The 17,624-nt window shown below is 46.9% G+C and carries 17 protein-coding genes and 1 pseudogene; 7 read left to right on the top strand and 11 right to left on the bottom strand.

The window, feature by feature from the left end; translation table 11 throughout:
• Positions 1-66: 66 nt before the first annotated feature.
• The 3 genes from xdhC to AB4185_RS08285 all read left to right on the top strand — a co-directional run bounded on the left by xdhC (position 67) and on the right by AB4185_RS08285 (position 3,511).
• Positions 67-948, top strand: coding sequence for a xanthine dehydrogenase accessory protein XdhC (xdhC, locus tag AB4185_RS08295; protein WP_372100804.1), 882 nt, complete (start codon positions 67-69; stop codon positions 946-948).
• Between the two features lie 59 nt (positions 949-1,007).
• Positions 1,008-2,342, top strand: coding sequence for a guanine deaminase (gene guaD, locus AB4185_RS08290; RefSeq protein WP_108180033.1), 1,335 nt, complete (start codon positions 1,008-1,010; stop codon positions 2,340-2,342).
• A gap of 287 nt (positions 2,343-2,629) precedes the next feature.
• A complete protein-coding gene (locus AB4185_RS08285) occupies positions 2,630-3,511 on the top strand; it encodes an AEC family transporter (RefSeq protein ID WP_004732869.1) in 882 nt (293 codons plus the stop codon).
• Here AB4185_RS08285 and AB4185_RS08280 read toward each other — a convergent pair.
• The 10 genes and pseudogenes from AB4185_RS08280 to puuE form a co-directional block, all read right to left on the bottom strand.
• Positions 3,508-4,032: a hypothetical protein gene (locus AB4185_RS08280; RefSeq protein WP_102320850.1), complete on the bottom strand. Its 525-nt coding sequence runs from the start codon at positions 4,030-4,032 to the stop codon at positions 3,508-3,510. The genes AB4185_RS08285 and AB4185_RS08280 overlap by 4 nt on opposite strands.
• Before the next feature lie 337 nt (positions 4,033-4,369).
• Positions 4,370-4,771, bottom strand: coding sequence for a hypothetical protein (locus tag AB4185_RS08275; RefSeq protein WP_017067014.1), 402 nt, complete (start codon positions 4,769-4,771; stop codon positions 4,370-4,372).
• 21 nt (positions 4,772-4,792) lie between these two features.
• On the bottom strand, positions 4,793-5,032 hold the full coding sequence (locus AB4185_RS08270) for a hypothetical protein (RefSeq protein ID WP_372135320.1): 240 nt from the start codon (positions 5,030-5,032) through the stop codon (positions 4,793-4,795).
• A gap of 96 nt (positions 5,033-5,128) precedes the next feature.
• Positions 5,129-5,218, bottom strand: a pseudogene (locus AB4185_RS08265) (AraC family transcriptional regulator); the annotation flags it as partial.
• A gap of 47 nt (positions 5,219-5,265) precedes the next feature.
• A complete protein-coding gene (locus tag AB4185_RS08260) occupies positions 5,266-5,538 on the bottom strand; it encodes a DUF4282 domain-containing protein (RefSeq protein WP_017064999.1) in 273 nt (90 codons plus the stop codon).
• A 393-nt stretch (positions 5,539-5,931) separates the two neighbouring features.
• On the bottom strand, positions 5,932-7,251 hold the full coding sequence (locus tag AB4185_RS08255) for a urate hydroxylase PuuD (protein ID WP_372135319.1): 1,320 nt from the start codon (positions 7,249-7,251) through the stop codon (positions 5,932-5,934).
• A 14-nt stretch (positions 7,252-7,265) separates the two neighbouring features.
• Positions 7,266-7,826, bottom strand: a complete 561-nt coding sequence (locus AB4185_RS08250) for an ureidoglycolate lyase (protein WP_017061598.1) — start codon at positions 7,824-7,826, stop codon at positions 7,266-7,268.
• A gap of 14 nt (positions 7,827-7,840) precedes the next feature.
• A complete protein-coding gene (gene alc / locus AB4185_RS08245) occupies positions 7,841-8,827 on the bottom strand; it encodes an allantoicase (protein ID WP_372116716.1) in 987 nt (328 codons plus the stop codon).
• A 138-nt stretch (positions 8,828-8,965) separates the two neighbouring features.
• Positions 8,966-9,481 carry a 2-oxo-4-hydroxy-4-carboxy-5-ureidoimidazoline decarboxylase gene (gene uraD, locus AB4185_RS08240; RefSeq protein WP_048613965.1) on the bottom strand — a complete coding sequence of 172 codons (516 nt, stop codon included), beginning with the start codon at positions 9,479-9,481 and terminating at the stop codon, positions 8,966-8,968.
• Between the two features lie 22 nt (positions 9,482-9,503).
• Entirely contained in the window at positions 9,504-10,439 is a 936-nt protein-coding gene (gene puuE, locus AB4185_RS08235) for an allantoinase PuuE (protein ID WP_048611817.1), read from the bottom strand.
• A 411-nt stretch (positions 10,440-10,850) separates the two neighbouring features.
• Between puuE and uraH the strand changes: the two genes are divergently transcribed.
• From uraH to AB4185_RS08215, 4 genes are all read left to right on the top strand, one after another.
• Entirely contained in the window at positions 10,851-11,204 is a 354-nt protein-coding gene (gene uraH / locus AB4185_RS08230) for a hydroxyisourate hydrolase (RefSeq protein WP_048611819.1), read from the top strand.
• 245 nt (positions 11,205-11,449) lie between these two features.
• Positions 11,450-12,793: an NCS2 family permease gene (locus AB4185_RS08225; RefSeq protein ID WP_372135318.1), complete on the top strand. Its 1,344-nt coding sequence runs from the start codon at positions 11,450-11,452 to the stop codon at positions 12,791-12,793.
• 224 nt (positions 12,794-13,017) lie between these two features.
• Complete coding sequence (locus AB4185_RS08220; protein WP_372135317.1) at positions 13,018-14,469, top strand: nucleobase:cation symporter-2 family protein; 1,452 nt, start codon at positions 13,018-13,020, stop codon at positions 14,467-14,469.
• Between the two features lie 161 nt (positions 14,470-14,630).
• On the top strand, positions 14,631-15,992 hold the full coding sequence (locus AB4185_RS08215) for an 8-oxoguanine deaminase (protein WP_017067339.1): 1,362 nt from the start codon (positions 14,631-14,633) through the stop codon (positions 15,990-15,992).
• Positions 15,993-16,078: 86 nt separating this feature from the next.
• Here the strand turns inward: AB4185_RS08215 and AB4185_RS08210 are convergent, their stop codons facing one another.
• On the bottom strand, positions 16,079-17,515 hold the full coding sequence (locus AB4185_RS08210) for an amidohydrolase (RefSeq protein WP_372135316.1): 1,437 nt from the start codon (positions 17,513-17,515) through the stop codon (positions 16,079-16,081).
• Between the last annotated feature and the right edge of the window lie 109 nt (positions 17,516-17,624).

The following is a 17,624-nucleotide window of genomic DNA, read 5'->3' as shown; positions in this document are numbered from 1 at the left end:
GCTGACAGATATGGCATAGGGCGTAATAAACAGCTTAGGAAGCACAGAAGGGATTTAGGAGGACATATGTTTAAGGATAATTGGATTCACGAACTGGCAAAGCTGGAAGAGAGCTACGAACCATGTGTCATGGTGACAGTGCTTGAAGACAGAGGCTCAGTGCCACGTGATGCGGGCACCAAGATGCTTGTCACTCGTGACCGAATCATCGCTACGATTGGTGGTGGTCACCTTGAACATGTGGCCACTAAAATGGCTCGAGAGATGCTGATTGCCAGTGAAAAGTCGCTCAAAGTGGAACGTTTTAACCTAGGCGCTCGTTTGGGCCAGTGTTGTGGCGGAATGGCAACATTAAGCTTTGAACCGATTGGCACTCAGCAAAACCACCTTGTGCTATTCGGCGCAGGCCATGTTGCCAAAGCGCTGCTGCACATTGTCGCAACCCTGCCCTTCCGTGTGACCTGGATTGATGAACGTGAAGAAGTATTCCCTGAAGCGCTGCCACACGGTGTGAAGAAGCTTGTCTCAGACGATCCGGTTGGCGAAGTGAAACACATGCAACCAAACAGTTATTACCTTGTGATGACGCACAACCACCAGCTCGATTTTGACCTAACCAAAGCCATTATTGACCGTGAAGACAGCCGTTACTTTGGCATGATCGGCTCGCTTACCAAGCGTAAGAAGTTCGACTTCCGCTTAGAGCAACGTGGCTACAGCCAAGAACAAATCGAAACCATGCTTTGCCCGATTGGCATTAGCGCCGTGAATGGCAAACATCCTGCCGAAATTGCGGTATCGGTTGCGGGTGAACTGATCGCACACTATCAAGGCCAAGCGCTTGAACAAAAGCGCCCAACCAAACAATATCGAAATCAGGGTTTGACCGATCAACACAGTCAACCAAGCGACGTAGGCGAACCACCATTGGAAGAGAAGATCGCCTAACACAAGTCGCAAAGCTTCAGTGGCCATAACGTCGCTGAAGTCATTAAAAGGAAGTAAACATGACAACGCAACGCAAAGCTTATCGCGCCAGTATTTTACACAGCGTCGCCGACCCAAAAGACGTCGGCATCGATGAGTCTTACGACTATTTTGAAGACGGTGTTTTAGTGGTTGAGAACGGCCATGTCGTCGACTTGGGCCATGTCGACGAGGTATTGGCTCGCCAACCTAAAACACTCGAAGTCAAAGAATACAAAGACAAGCTGATCACCTCTGGCTTTATTGATACGCACATCCACTACCCTCAAACAGGGATGATCGCGTCTTACGGTGAGCAACTTCTTGATTGGTTAGAGAACTACACCTTCCCAGAAGAAAAGCGCTTCAAAAACCCAGTCTACGCACACAAAGTGGCGAAGCTATTCCTAGACGAACTAGCAAGCAACGGCACAACCACGGCACTCGTGTTCGGCACGGTACACAAAGAGTCGGTTAACGTTTTCTTTGAAGAAGCTGAGAAGCGCAACCTACGTATGATTGCGGGTAAGGTTTTGATGGATCGCAATGCGCCTGATTACCTCACCGACACGCCAGAATCTGGCTACGCCGACTCCAAAGAACTGATTGAGAAATGGCACAACCGCAGCCGTTTGCTTTATGCCGTGACACCTCGTTTCGCGCCAACCAGTACACCAGAACAATTGGCTACCGTTGGTAAATTGCTAGAAGAGTACCCAGATGTGTATATGCACACGCACCTTTCTGAAAACGAGAAAGAGATTGAATGGGTAAAAGAACTGTTCCCAGAGCGCGACAGCTATTTGGATGTGTATGACCACTATGGCCTACTGCACAAACGTTCGGTTTTCGCCCATGGCATTCACTTGTCTGATTGCGAATGTAAGCGCCTAGCCGACACGGAATCTGCCATTGCTTTCTGCCCGACCTCTAACCTGTTCTTAGGCTCAGGTTTATTCCGATTACCAGAAATGGAAGAGCACGGCATTCGTGTTGGTATGGGGACTGATGTCGGCGCAGGCACTAGCTTCTCAATCCTACAAACCATGAGTGAAGCCTATAAGATCATGCAGCTTCAACATAAGAAATTGCACCCAGCTAAGTCGCTATTCTTAGCCACATTAGGTGGTGCACGTTCACTGCATTTAGAAGACAAGATTGGCAACTTGGAAGTAGGAAAAGAAGCCGATTTCGTGGTGTTGGACTTACACGCCACACAATTGATGCGCTTTAGAATGGAACAAGCGACCAAGCTTGAAGAGAAGCTATTTGTATTGATGAGCCTGGGTGACGACAGAACCGTCAGCGAGACTTACATCTACGGCGAGAAAGCCTACGATGTGAATTTCAAAGATTATCAAAAGCTCGTTAGCTAGACTGAAAACCGAGTAACAATCGCTAGACAGCGACAGCCGTCGTTAATTAAAAATCCGTCCAGATTTATCTAGCCTTGAAAGACCAGTTGCTGATGCCACTGGTCTTTTTTGTGCTTCATTCAAAGAAATATAAATTAACCGTTCACAAACAACGATCTTCGGTGACGCCAAGTCATTATATTGATAGGTTAATGTTTATACATATCGACTTCATACTTCACTTTAGCGTCTCTCTAAAACATTCGTTTCTCAGCTAAATGGAAGCACTCAATCTAGAAAGGAATTCTATGTTCGAACAGGTCGTCAGCATTCTGTTTCCCGTTTTTGCTTTAGCCAGTGCTGGCTTTGCGGTCGGTCGTTGGCTCAAGCCCGATTTCAAACCGATCAATCGCATCAACATGGATGTTTGTATTCCTGCTTTGGTTTTTGCATCGCTGACCACCATGCCCCTCGACACCGAACAACTGCCACTCATCACCGCCTCTTTGGTCGCGGTGTTGGTGCCCGCTTTATTGATGATACCAATCTGTAAGATCTTTAAGCTCAACTTCAAAGCTTGGGCGCCGCCACATATGTTCCGCAACAGTGGCAACCTGGCCATTCCCCTGTTCACCTATACCTTTGGTGAGAGTGCATTAGCCCCTGCGGTATTGCTGTTTGTGGTATCGGCATGCGTGCACATTAGTGTCGGTTTAGCGCTACTAAGCGAAGGTAATCCGATCAAACAGATCCTCAAGATGCCGATATTCTTAGCCGCAGCATTAGCGATGACGCTCAACCTATCTGGCATTGCAGTATGGAATCCAATCTACGAAGCCACTTCACTGCTTGGACAAGCTGCTGTCCCAATTATGCTGTTGTCGTTGGGTTCGCAAATGGTGAACTTGAAGCTAAGCGGACTCAAAGTTGGCTTGCTGTGTACGGCTCAATCGCTGTTTACTGGTGCCATCGCCTTCGCCATCATCTACTTCTTTATCCCGCTGCCAACGCTGCACCTACAAATGATGGTGCTGTTCACCATGCTGCCACCTGCCGTGATGAACTACCTGTTCGCTGAACGGTTCAATGTCGAGCCGCCTAAAGTCGCGTCTATGGTGTTGTTCGGCAACTTCCTAAGTGTGGTTACCTTGCCTATCTTGCTGTCGTTCGCGCTGTCTATGTCGAGTTAATTGTTTACGCACTTATCCAGTTTAAGCTCTGCCGTCACTTTAGTAAGGCGCAGAGCAATAGCGAAACAGACTAAGTAAGGACTCACATACCAGAAGAGGCTTTCTAATGGCTGCTTCACCTGCGCTTCTCTGGTTTTTATGTATTGGTTTTTCTGCATCTCATACTGACTCAGCATACCATCCACCCACACGGCATCACTTTCCACCAGCGATACACTAGGCGCAGGAACTGTAAAATCCGATGCGTTGGGTAACAAGGTGAAATCAACGTCTTTGAACGTGATCGCCGTATTCAAATACCACAAACACGCTTCATGGTGCTGAGCGTGATTATCCAAAGATGGTTGACCTGTGCAGGTATCACTTCGCAGCTTATCCAAAGAAAACTGCTGAACCGATTCTAAAATCGCCACCGCTCTGGTTTGTTCGGTTTCAACCCAATCGCCCGCTACTTTCGCACGAATCTCAGACACCGCACCCAGCATCCCGATACCCGCCAAGAACGGCCATAAATAATCCATGAGCTTCCATTTTCGTCGGCTCAAGTTGAACCCACACCAAATCGGAAGATGAAAAAGGAGCGTTAGCCCAAGCGATAGCAAAACGAAATTCAAAGAGCTAGAGAGCATGAGTTCGCTATCAAAGAAGTTCTTCATAATGAGAGACTTGCCTGTATAACAAAGAGAAATTTGATACTAGGTTCGATATTTGAAAAGAGTGTAAGAGGAAAGTAAAAACAGCATTAAGAATTGGCGTTAGTGCTGTTTATTTGAGCGTATAGCTACCGATGGCAAGGCTCAACCACTCATTACTCAGCGAATGCTCAGTTGTTCACGATAGACAAGATGCTAAAGGTTCTCACGCGCCAGACTTGAGATAGATACCGACTTCTCTTAGCTGTGCTTTAATGTCTAGCATTTGGACGTGAGACAATATTAATTGGATCAAATTAAATACTGCCACCGCAAACATCAAACCCGCGACGTAGCCAGACCATGCTTGGTGAGTAACTTGATACAGAGTATTGAACGAAAGAACGAAGAAGATGAGACTGGAAAAACCAATAGCATATTCATTACAGTTGTAGACGTATGAATTCGTCGCGTAGTCGTATTTAATTTTTACCTTTCCACCAGCTCTGCCTAGCTTAAGGTTAAGAACATTTCCGCTCACTTCATATTCCAACCCGTTAATCGAAGCAATATTCTGAACTTTCTCAAGCATGTCTTTTTTGTCCGTATTATTTTGAATACTATCCATGGCCACACTCTATTCCGTCGCCTAAAAACTATTGAACACACCAATTGCTAACAGAAACAATACGATGCTAATCGCCCCGACATAAGAAATTCTGGTTCGCTCTTTGTCGGTTGGAATCAATGGGGGAAAGCGCCCTAGTGTGAATACTTTACAGACTATCCAGCCAGCTCCGTAACCAATGAACTCAATCAAGATCGACTGAAACAGATACCTAAAGAATGAGCTCAATGCCCTAAAATACGCGACTATCAAGTCTTCCATTTTTTGTCCTAAGTAAAGTCAATTTGGACTAAAAATGCCATGGGTAGAGATTCATATCAAGAACCTTATACAGGACTGCGCACGCAATGAATCAGTTTAAACGTAAGTACTTACTATCGACATGCAATGATTCACAGAGTCTTCTTTCTCACCAACAGGCGCAACATAGTGAATTGCAGCTTCGGCATGTTAGACAGCTAACATCGAAGTGTTAGCTGTCACGCATCTGAATACTAGGCTTCAGTCTCGCCTTTTAAGTCCTTTAGAGACTGCAGGTTTTCATTAATTTTGAAGATAACTATCATCAATTCACACCAAATTCTCGCACCTATAGCGCCGCCTAATATCGTAAACGCACCAAGAATAAACTTCTCAAATGTTACGCCTCCATATCCTCCAAACATGGTTGCTAGTCCTGAAACTACAGCGATTAGCAACAACAACCAATATAGGCCAGTAACTAACTTAGGAGTTAACATTGAGTCGAACGAAAAAACTGATTTCATTACTATATTTCCTTATTTTTTATGAAATTTATACTTGGGTATCTAACTAGTTCTTTGTGAATATTCGCAATCAAAAGCTTTGAATTTCAACAAGCTTTCCTTTCAGAACATACACATACCAAACATACAGCCTAAATTTCATGACCAACAACAATTTATATGCAACTAAATATGTCATGTAACGCAAATATCGAACTCACGTCGGTGGGTTCATAAAACTATTAAGGATGCATACTAATAAAGTTTCTAATATGCCTTTGTCCAAAAACAACAAAAAGCCCCGGTTATAGGAACCGGGGAAACAGGGTGGGATGAGTTTGGCGCGTGCCCGTAAACCAAACTCTCCCCAAGCCTTACCTAAGACTCATGCTCTTAGGTAAAGGATTTACATCATTATTGAAGCGTAGCGCCTTGCTCTACCCAAGTGCCGATGAGTGCGCGTTCTTCGTCGGTCATTTGAGTCATGTTGCCGAGCGGCATCACCTTGGTTGTTACGGTTTGAGCAACAATCCTTGGGACGTTGGCTTTAATCTCTTCAGGGGTATCAAACATCACACCGGCTGGCGCAGCAGCAAAAGCGGCGTGGCTCGGGGTTGATGAATGACACACAGAACAGCGCTCTTGAATGACTTTGTTGATGGTTTCAAAGCTTACGCCTGCGCTAGCCGTTTGCATTGCGTGGTCTGCAGGTACAGCTTGAGAACTAGTCGTCGTTGACGCTGTGTCGTTTCCAGCAAGCTCTTCTGTCGCTGATTCAGTCGCGCTGACTTGCACTTCTTGAACCACAGGTGCTTGCACAACCGGAGTCATCTGTTTTTTCGCGTAAGGTGAGGTCACAAACGCAAGCGTGATCATACCCAATGCCGCGACTGGCACTGTCCATGCAAACTTCTGACTACCGTGACGGGTATTGAAGTAGTGGCGCACCAAGATACTGAAAATCGCTAGCCCAGCAAGGATCAGCCAGTTGTATTCCGAGCCATAAGTGCTTGGGAAGTGGTTACTGATCATGATGAACAGCACTGGCAGTGTCATGTAGTTGTTGTGACGAGAACGCAGTAAACCCTTTGCTGGCAATGCCGGATCCGGTTCGCGTTTCTCTTCAATCGCTTTCACCAAATTGCGCTGCGCAGGCATGATGACGCGGAATACGTTACCCACCATGATGGTACCGATAATGGCACCCACGTGGATGTAAGCACCACGACCACTGAACACTTGAGTTAGGCCATATGTCACAGCGACGAGCAGCACAAACAACACAACACCAAGTAACACGGGGGTTTTGCCTAATGGCGAATCACACAGTAGGTCATAGATAAACCAACCGGCAATAAGAGAACCAATACCAATCGCGATTGCCGTTGTTGAATCAAGGCCAGAGCCCGGTGCAATCAGGTAGATTTCTGCGTTGAGGTAGTAAACCACACCCAGTAAACACACACCTGTGATCCATGTGAAGTAAGCTTCCCACTTGAACCAGTGTAGGTGCTCTGGCATTTCCGGTGGCGCGAGTTTGTACTTCTCTAGGTGATAAATACCACCGCCGTGAATCGCCCATAAGTCGCCTGAAAGGCCCGTTTTAGGGTTAACTCGGTTAAGGTTGTTCTCTAACCAAACAAAGTAAAATGATGCGCCTATCCACGCAACACCAACAATCATGTGAATCCAGCGAATCGCTAAATTCAACCACTCTGTAATATGCGGATCCATAATAAACTCCTGTATCACAACGCTTTAGCTAAGCGTTGCTCTTCCTTGTTGTCTTCCGTTGGCATATCTTCCAAATGCAATGCCACTAGGTCGTTCTCAAAATAAACTTCGTCACAGTTATGCCCCTCGCCGCCTCTATCGACGATCAAGAACTGGTCTTGATCGGTGAGGGCGAGAACTGGGTGATGCCACACCCCTTTGTGATAGTTCACTCCTTGACGGCCGTTGCTCAAGAAAGCTCGGCTATTGGCTAATGTTGGATCGTCGCCTTTTGGCGCAACAACAATTAAATAGGGTTGACCAAGTAATGGAATGAATGCCTGAGAGCCAAGTGGATGACGCTCTAACATTTTGATGGTCAGTGGGTAGCTCAGCGGTGTGGCTTGGAAGATGCTGATGATGGCTTCTCCATCTTGGTCTTGCACATCCGTTGTCGCTAGTTTGTGGTAGCGACGTGTTGATCCACTGTTGATCATGAAGAAATCACTATTATCGGACTCGATAACATCGCCAAACTCTGCAAAAGCCTGCTTGGTTAACGGTTCGATGGATAAACGACGTATTCCATTACTCATACTCATTTCCTTACCTATTTCGCTTTCGTACCAAACAGACGCAAACGGCTGATACCACCATCTGGGAATATGTTTGCACGTACGTGGGTAATCGCACCAAGGTCGTTTACCTCAGAAATGAATTCGTGAATTTCGTGCGCTTGCAGCTTTTGTGCTGGCAACAGTTCACGCCAGAATAGGCTTTGTGTTTCTACTTGGTCGTCGGTACCGCCCTTCACATAAGCCGCTTGAATCGAGCAGCTATCTGGGTAGTTACCTTTGAAGTGGGCTGTATCAACAACGATGCGTTCGATGTTACCTGGGTGGCCTAGTGCCACGATAACCCAGTCGTTACCCGGTGTACGACGACGTGCTGTTTCCCAGCCATCACCCATGTTTTCACCACGGCCTGGGCCTAAGATGTTGGCTTTGTTGCCATAGTGCTCATCGCTACATGCGAGTGCTCGGCCACCGTGTTCAACGGCTGCTAAGTCAACTTGTTGCTGAGAATCTATTGCGTCCCAATCGACACTTGGTCGGCCATAAACACGTAAGCGCGCGACACCACCATCTGGATAGATGTTCAAACGTAGGTGCGTAAATACTTGGTCACTTTCGATGGCTTCAAGATGATGATGATCACCTTGTAGTGCCATTGAAGGCAGAATTTCTTGCCACTCTGTTGAGTCAGTTGGCTCACCTTGTGGTGAATAACACGCGTCAATTGATGCCGAAGGTGGGAAGTTACCTGTGAAGAATGAGGTATCAATATCAACGCCAGCAATGGTGCCAGCTAGGCCAAGGCGAACGACACAGTAGTCGTAACCTTCACCACGTTTACGTCTGCTTTCCCAACCGTCCATCCACTTGCCGTTATCGTCGTATAAGTCGTCTTTCCACTCTGCCGCTGCGTGGCTGAGTAGACGGCTTTTATCCGCGAAAAAATCGTCTGTTGCGAAGGTGGCTTCTGCACCGAGTTTTTCGTCTGCAAGGTTTATGTATTGTTCAAATGTTTGGGTCATGTCCGTGTAATCCTATCCAATTAATCAAGTAATAATAAAATGAGAACTCAGTGGCTTATGCTTTATTCAATAAGGCTTTGATAAATCAAGTTCTTAGCGCACTAAGACTGGGCTGAGATAGCTGTTAACTCCGTTAACTTACATATCCCAGAGACGAAACATCGCGATCTTGTTGATCTCTTGAATCGCCGTAGCAAACTCAGTTTCACTATCATTTCCTAATCGCATCTCGAACGACTCAAGAATTTGGTAACGATTGGCTCCCTTCACCGCCATGATAAAAGGGAAATTGAAGCGACTTTTGTAGCTGTTGTTGTAAGAAGTGAATTTTTCAAATTCTTCGGCGCTGCACTGGTCGATGCCCGCCCCCGCTTGTTCTTTGGTCGACGACTCGGTGAGTTCGCCGTTAACTGCTGCTCGACCGGCTAAATCCGGGTGAGCGTTGATCAAAGCCAACTGTTTGCCTTGGTCTGCACTTAACAAAGTCGATGCCATTTTCAGATGAAGATTCTCGATATGATCGTCTTCGGCATTCAAACCTTGGTCATACACCACTTCTGCAACCCATGGGCTGTGCTCGTAAACATCAGCGAAGTGAGCGACAAAGGTATCGCGGTCCATGGTTGTTGGTTGGCATGATCGAAATTCAGTCACGTTAAGCCTCCTTGCTTCACTGCTACTTCTGTTGTTGATGAACGTTGTTCGGTTGATAAGGGTGGTGCTGGTGCCAGTGGTTGGCAATATCGATTCGACGACATAACCACACGCTGTCGTGTTCTTTGACGTAATCTAAGAAGCGTCTTAATGCAGCAATACGACCGGGGCGACCAATCAGACGACAATGCAATCCAACCGACATCATTTTCGGGGCGGTTTCGCCTTCCATATAAAGGGTGTCAAACGTGTCTTTCAGATATTGGAAGAATTGCTCACCAGAGTTAAAACCTTGCGCCGTTGAAAAACGCATGTCGTTTACATCGAGTGTGTAAGGGATCACCAATTGCGGATGACCAGTTTCGGTGTGCCAATAAGGCAGGTCATCATCATAGGCATCGGAGTCGTAAAGAAAGCCGCCTTCTTCTGCCACTAAGCGACGAGTGTTCGGCCCAGTTCGACCTGTGTACCAACCTTGTGGGCGTTGACCCGTCACTTGTTGGATGATCTCAATCGCTTTGGTCATGTGGTCGCGCTCTTCAGACTCATCAATGTATTGATAGTCTATCCAGCGATAACCGTGACTACAGATTTCGTGGCCCGCTTCGACCATGGCTTTGGCAACATCTGGGTGACGCTCAATCGCCATTGCGACCGCAAAGACGGTCAGTGGGATTTCATATTCATCGAACAAGCGAAGAACACGCCATACACCCGCACGGCTACCATATTCATAGATGGATTCCATGCTCATGTGACGTTCGCCTTTGATCGGCTGTGCTGACGGGATCTCTGAAAGAAAAGCTTCAGACTCGTCGTCTCCATGTAACAAACAACGCTCACCACCCTCTTCATAGTTCAATACAAAAGAAACCGCGACGCGCGCATTACCTGGCCATTGAGGGTTTGGAGGGTTAGCTCCGTAACCGATCAAATTTCTTGAATAATCCTTATTCATCCAAGTACTCCTAACATAAGTGGTTGGCTTAGCCGCTCTTTCACTGGTTCATCAAAATGAATCAGTGAATGGATTTTCCAAAAACCGAGCAACCTTACCCCTGTACATTTATTGTATACAATTATTTATCTCAATGTAAAGATTTTGTTACTCAAGTTAATTTTCATCATACAAACCATTTAAAAACAGGATCTTAACGATGAATCTCTCGACCAAAAACCAATAACACACATCTTTAAAGGCAGAAAAAACGACTAAATAGTTAACATTTCTCCAACAATTTGCTTTACTAATTGTATACAGTTCGTACATAGTTAGTGATAACAAAGTGACCAGTTGCATTCTTTGCAGGGTCGAATTACACAGATAAACCACGGAACAGAGGAGCGCCAAAAGCGCTATTAAAGGACTATGGGAAGACTAACAACACACGTATTAGACACTACTCACGGCTTACCGGGTGCAGAGATCAAGGTCGAGCTTTATAAGGTCAACGAAGGCTCAACAGAAAAACTGGCGACGGTACTCACCAACTCCGATGGCCGAACCGATGCGCCGATTCTGGCAGGAAATGATTTCCGACCGGGGAAATACCAATTGGTGTTTTACGTCGCCGATTACTACAGAAGCAAAGGCGTGGAGCTGGATGGCGTACCCTTCCTAGATGATGTGGTTATTCGCTTTGGTCTAGATGATCCAGACGCGCACTACCACGTTCCTCTTCTCGTCTCGCCTTACAGTTTCTCAACCTATCGGGGCAGTTAGTCCCGTGACCTAGAACTTCGAACTAGGCTCAATCACCAAATATTAAACAGATTCACGTGTACACCCCAAAGGTGTGCACCCGCTAAACACGCTCATATAAAAATACTAACAACGTTATTAGTTAGAAGTTGATGACTAAACAACAGATAACTAAAGAAATAACGGCTAGGAAAAAACCTTAAAACTTAATATTGAAATCTCGCTGTATTCAATAAATGGATCACAACATAAAAGGACTTGCTGACATGAGTGAGAGTAAAACAGAAATACTCAACCAAGATGCGAACAACGGAATTTTAGAGAAGTTTTTTAAAATTAAGGCCCACGGAAGTAGCGTAAAAAATGAGTTAGTCGGTGGTGTCACTACCTTCGCAACCATGGCTTACATCATCTTCGTGAACCCACAAATCATGGCCGCTTCAGGCATGGATTCAGGCGCGGTATTCGTCGCGACCTGTATTGGTGCTGCGATCGGTTGTTTGTTAATGGGGCTATTTGCGAATTGGCCTGTCGGACTTGCGCCGGGCATGGGCTTGAACGCCTTCTTCTCGTTCACAGTAGTAAGCGAAATGGGCTACAGCTGGGAAGTGGCACTGGGTGCGGTGTTTATCTCCGGTATCTTGTTCGTCGGGATGAGCTTTTACAAAGTCCGCCAATGGATCATCGAGAGTATTCCAGAGAGCTTGCGCTATTCAATGACTGCAGGTGTTGGTTTGTTCTTAGGTCTAATTGGCTTAAAAACAGCGGGTATCGTCGTCGAAAACCCAGCAACTTTGGTTTCATTGGGTGACTTCACGAAGCCAGAAGCTCTGCTTGCTGCGATTGCATTCTTGATCATTGCGGTTCTGAGTGAGCGTAAAGTGTTTGGCGCGGTGCTTATCGGTATTTTGAGTGTAACGCTAGTCGGCATGATGCTTGGCCTAGTTCACTACGATGGCTTCTTCGCTGCACCACCAAGCTTAGCGCCTACCTTTATGGCAATGGATATCGCCGGTGCACTAAACGTATCGATGATCAGCGTTATCTTGGCTTTCCTTTTTGTAAACATGTTTGATACAGCTGGTACCTTGATGGGCGTAGCTGAGCGTGCAAACCTGACCAACCCTGAAACGGGCAAGATTGAAGGCCTAAGCAAAGCACTGAAAGCCGACAGTATTTCAAGCGTGGCAGGTGCGTGTGTAGGCTGTCCGCCAGTAACCAGTTATGTAGAGAGTGCAGCCGGTGTTGCAGCAGGCGCACGTACAGGTCTTTCAGCAATCGTGGTTGGTGTGTTGTTCTTAGCGGCAATTTTCCTATCACCGCTTGCAGGCATGATCCCCGCTTACGCTACCTCTGGCGCGTTAATTTACGTCGCATTCGTGATGATGAGCAGCATGCAGCACGTCGATTGGAAAGACTTCACTAACGGTGCTCCAGCCGCGATTACCGCACTAATGATGCCACTGACCTTCTCTATCGCGAACGGTATCGCATTGGGTTTCATTACCTACACAGTGCTTAAGTTGGCGACAGGTAAAACCAAAGATGTGTCTATGTCGATGTACTTCCTAGCGGCTATCTTCATCGCCAAGCTAGTGTTCATCGGTTAACCCTAAAGCTCCTGAGCAGTCATTTCTTGATTGCTCACAACGTTGCTTGGCTGGTTCGCAAGCCAAGCAACAACATGATTTTTAAGAAAGCTAATTGCATTGATGACGAGAGAGCAGAAACCCTACCGATTCAGTGCACTTTTTTATGACCCTACGCAGTTTGTAGAAGTCATTATTTGACCGCCAATCGCCTGTAAACGGAAACGCAGGCAGAGGAATATCAAATGAAACTTCTGTACACCCTAAATGAAAGACCGCCTCACGGCTTAACCTTCCTACTCGCATTACAGCACATGCTCGCCTCGATTGGTGGCATCGTCGCTGTTCCCCTTATTGTCGGCGCGTCAATTGGCTTGCCTAACACCGAGATCGTTTCGCTGATCAATGCTGCGCTGCTGGCGTCAGGTATTGTGACCGTCGCTCAATGTCTCGGCTTTGGCCCTGTAGGTATTCGACTGCCCGTGGTGATGGGTTCGAGCTTTGCTTTTTTAGGTGTGGCTATTTCGATCGGTAACGAAGGTGGTGTTGCCGCTATCATGGGCTCGGCGCTTATCGGCTCGTTTGTGGTCATTGGTGCCAGCTTCTATATGGACAAGGTTCGCAAGCTATTCCCGACCGTGGTAAGTGGTGTGGTGGTTACCTTAATCGGCTTAACCATTTTACCGGTTGCCATGAACTGGGTTGGCGATTCTCCTGCCAACACGGAACAATTCGCTACACTACCTAAACTGTTTCTAGCACTGGTCTCTTTGGGGATCGTGATTGGCGTATCGGTTTACTGTAAAGGCGCGGTTGCGGCCTCCGCTATCGTGATTGGCCTAGCAGGCGGTTACATTGTGGCGCTGTCACTCGGCATGGTCGACCTTGAACAAATTAGCTCTGCTGCTTGGGTCGGTGGCCCAGAACCTTTCAAATATGGCTTTACCTTTTCTGCGAGTGCCATCATCAGCATGAGCTTGGTGTACATCGTAGTTATCGCCGAAGCAACCGGTGACTTCATGGCGCTTGGTAACAACTGCCAAACCCAAGTCAGTGGTAAAGATCTAAAACGTGGACTGCTAGGCGATGGCCTTGGTAGCACCTTATCTTCGATTTTAACAGCGATGCCACTAGCATCATTTAGCCAAAACGTCGGCATTGTGGGTATCACTGGTGTAGCAAGTCGCTATGTAGTAGCTGCAACAGGTGGTTTGTTAATTTTAGGTGGTTTATTCCCGAAATTAGCCGCTATTGCCGTCACAATCCCTAAACCCGTTTTAGGCGGCGTGGGCTTTGTAATGTTCGGAATGATTGCTTACGCGGGTATCCGCATGTTGATCAAGGCCGCAGACACCAAGCGAAATGCCTTAGTAATCTGTGTAGGTTTAGCGTCTGGCTTAGCCGTCACCTTCGAACCAAGATTGCTTCAACATTTGCCACACGATTTGGCCAATTTCCTTCACTCTGGCATTACGACTGGCACCATCATGACGGTTGTTCTTAACCTTGTATTGCCTAAATCTTCACGCGCAGAAGAACAAGAAGCGTTAGCCGAAAGCCAAGCGCAAGTTGAGCTAGAAATGAAAGAACAAGCAGAAGAAGAACTACACTCAAACGAGCAATTAGAAATTCAACAAGCAACAACAGAAACTGAAGTTCAAACGGCATCAGATAACCCTGAGCCAAAAACGAACTAGATAAATCGCTAACGAGCGTAAAACCGATTTCCGTAGAATCACGGGCGTAACGATAACAGTGAATGTCTCATCGCCCTTGATTTGAATTTATCTTTCAACAACAAATACCAAATAAAGACCCTCTTCCCTGAAAAGGCTGAGATGGCTAAGGACTACTATGAATGGAAACCATCTGGATTAAGAATCCTCTCGCAATCTACACTGGCTCGCAGGCTGATGCAGAAGGCGGAATCGTCATAAAAGGTAATAAAATCATTGAACTGGTTGGCAAACACAAAGAGCCGACCTTACCCGTAGATTACAGCGTCGACGCCTCTCGTCATGTTGTGACTCCTGGGCTTATCAATGCGCACCACCACTTCTATCAAACCCTAACGCGAGCCTACCCCGGCGCACTCAATAAAGAACTCTTCCATTGGCTACAAAGCCTCTACCCAGTTTGGGCCAACCTCGATTCGGAGATGATGAGCCTCGCAACAGAGCTTGCTCTGGTTGAGCTGATGATGTCGGGCTGTACCACTGCTTCCGATCACCATTACTTGCTACCAGACGGGCTTGAGCACGCTATTGATTTGCAAGTCGAGGCCGCAGAGAAACTGGGCGTTAGAGCGATATTTACCCGAGGTTCCATGAGCCTAGGGGAAGATGAAGGTGGATTACCTCCACGACACACCATTCAAACCGAACAGACCATTATAGATGACAGCCAACGCTTGATTCGCGATTACCACCAGCGTGATGAAGGCGCGATGATTCAAATCGCACTCGCGCCTTGTTCGCCGTTCTCAGTCACTACCGACCTGATGAAAGAGACCGCCAAGATCAGTGAGCGTGAAAACGTGATGATGCACACGCACCTATGCGAAACGCTCGATGAAGAAGACTTCTGTATAGAGAAATTTGGCCTACGCCCTGTGGATTACCTAGAAGATGTGGGGTGGCTGAATGAACGCACTTGGCTTGCTCATGGTATTCACTTCAATCCAGAAGAGATCAAACGTTTGGGTAAAGCGGGCATTGGTATCAGCCATTGCCCGACGTCCAACATGATGCTGGCTTCCGGTATTTGTAAGAACAACGATCTTGAAGCAGCAGGCGTAAAAGTCGGGTTGGGTGTTGATGGTTCCGCCTCAAACGACGGTTCAAATATGATTGCCGAAGTGCGCATGGCAATGTATCTACAACGCCTGCAATATGGTTCCGCCAACGTTTCACACTTTGATGCATTGCGCTGGGCGACATCCGGTTCTGCCGCGGCAATGGGCAGAACCGACATTGGTACACTAGAGGTCGGTAAACAAGCCGACATCGCGATGTTCAAGCTCGATGACATTCGTTTCTCTGGCAGCCACGACCCACTGGCAGCACTACTACTCTGCGGCGCTCAACAAGCGGATAAAGTGATGGTAGCCGGAAAATGGCGAGTTAATGATGGCGCCGTTATTGGCGTAGACATGGAGCAACTAATGCACCGCCACCATGCAGCTGCAATGAAGCTAGGTAAACTGGCGATGAATAATTAAATACTCTCTAACTAGAAAAGCGAAAAAAGGCCGACGTGATGTCGGCCTTGTTCATTCAGTTCGATTTTTAGAAACCGATTTACATCTTAATCCATCAAGCTCTTCGACTTAATCGCCTTCTTAGACAGTTCTTTGGCAAACTCGGTAATGTCGGCTTCAAACTCATCGACGCTTTGGCGGATTTCATCCAGTTGAACGGTTTGCATTACACGGTTTTCCATTACGATTTGGCCGTTCACAATCGTCGTGTCGATGTTGCTTGGGTTCGCTTGGTAAACCAAGGTCGCGTAAGGGTCGTAATTTGGCATCATGTTCGCTGATGTTGTCTCTACAATCACGATGTCTGCCTTCTTACCCGCTTCAAGAGAACCGATTTGATCTTCCATGTGTAGGGCTTTCGCGCCACCTAATGTCGCCATCTCGATAACTTGCTCAGGAATCATGATAGTGCGGTCAGAATGCTTTAAACGTTGCATGTTCGCTGCGTAGCTTAATGTGCGCATGATATCGACTTGGTTAGAGCTCATTGGGCCATCTGTTCCTAAGCCTACTCGCATGTCAGCACGGTACATATCCCATGCTGGTGCGATGCCAGTTGCACCTTTAGCGTTCGCCATTGGGTTGTATGAGATCCCTGCGTCAGCTTGCTTTAGAAGCTTTTGATCGTTCTCCGAAAGATGGATACCGTGAGCAATGACTACGCGCTCGTCCAGCACACCAATTTCATCCATGTATTCGACTGGCGATGTTGCCTTAGTTTCATCTTTGATGCGTTTCTCTTCATTTGGGAATTCAGCAACGTGAATCAGCACCGGCACATCGTATTGAGCAGACAGCTTGTTGATTTCTTGCAGCTTATCTTTGCTCACGGTGTACACCGCATGTGGCGCATAAGCAGGCGTGATTAGCTCATCGTTTTTGTATTGTTCGATAAAGCCTTTGGCGTATTCAATGCCGCCGTAAGGTTCTTTGGCATCGACCACTGGGAACTTAATCACGGTTTCGCCGAGCACAGCGCGTAAGCCGACTTCTTTGGTCGCCTTGGCCATTTCATCCATGTGGTAATACATATCGGCATAAGTGGTTACACCGCTTTGTGCTAGTTCGATAGAGCCAAGCTTGGTTGCGTTGTAAATCAGTTCACGGCTTAGCTTTTCGGCTTCTAGAGGGAAGAAGTAAGCGAACAGACGATTCGAAATACCCTCTTCCCCTAAGCCACGAAACGCGATCATCGGTAAATGGTTGTGCGCGTTCACCATACCCGGCATGACGATTCCATCTTGAGCATCAATCACTTTTTCTGCGCGATATTGAGTCATTAAATCCTCGGTACCGACTGCGATGATCTGGTCGTTTTTCACTACAACAACACCATCTTCAATCACATCCATTTCTGAATTGATGGTGAGAACCTGTCCGTTGGTGATGATCAGATCAGCGTTGTATGTTTGCGTCGCGACCGTTGAACCGCAACCTGCAAGCAGAACTGCGCTGATGGTGCATGCCAAGCTTTTAAGCGTCATTGCTAAACCTTAATGTTGTGCGTGTAATATTGTTAGCGGCTTCATCTATAAGTTTCCAGCTTTTCGCTTTTCAGAAGAGTAAGTGCCGCCAATTTTCGCGATACTATAA

It is taken from the genome of Vibrio sp. 10N.286.48.F5, from assembly GCF_041469785.1.
In the GTDB taxonomy this organism is placed as follows: domain Bacteria; phylum Pseudomonadota; class Gammaproteobacteria; order Enterobacterales; family Vibrionaceae; genus Vibrio; species Vibrio crassostreae_C.
Note: the sequence above shows the minus strand (reverse complement) of the source record. Positions and strands in the feature narration are given on the sequence as shown.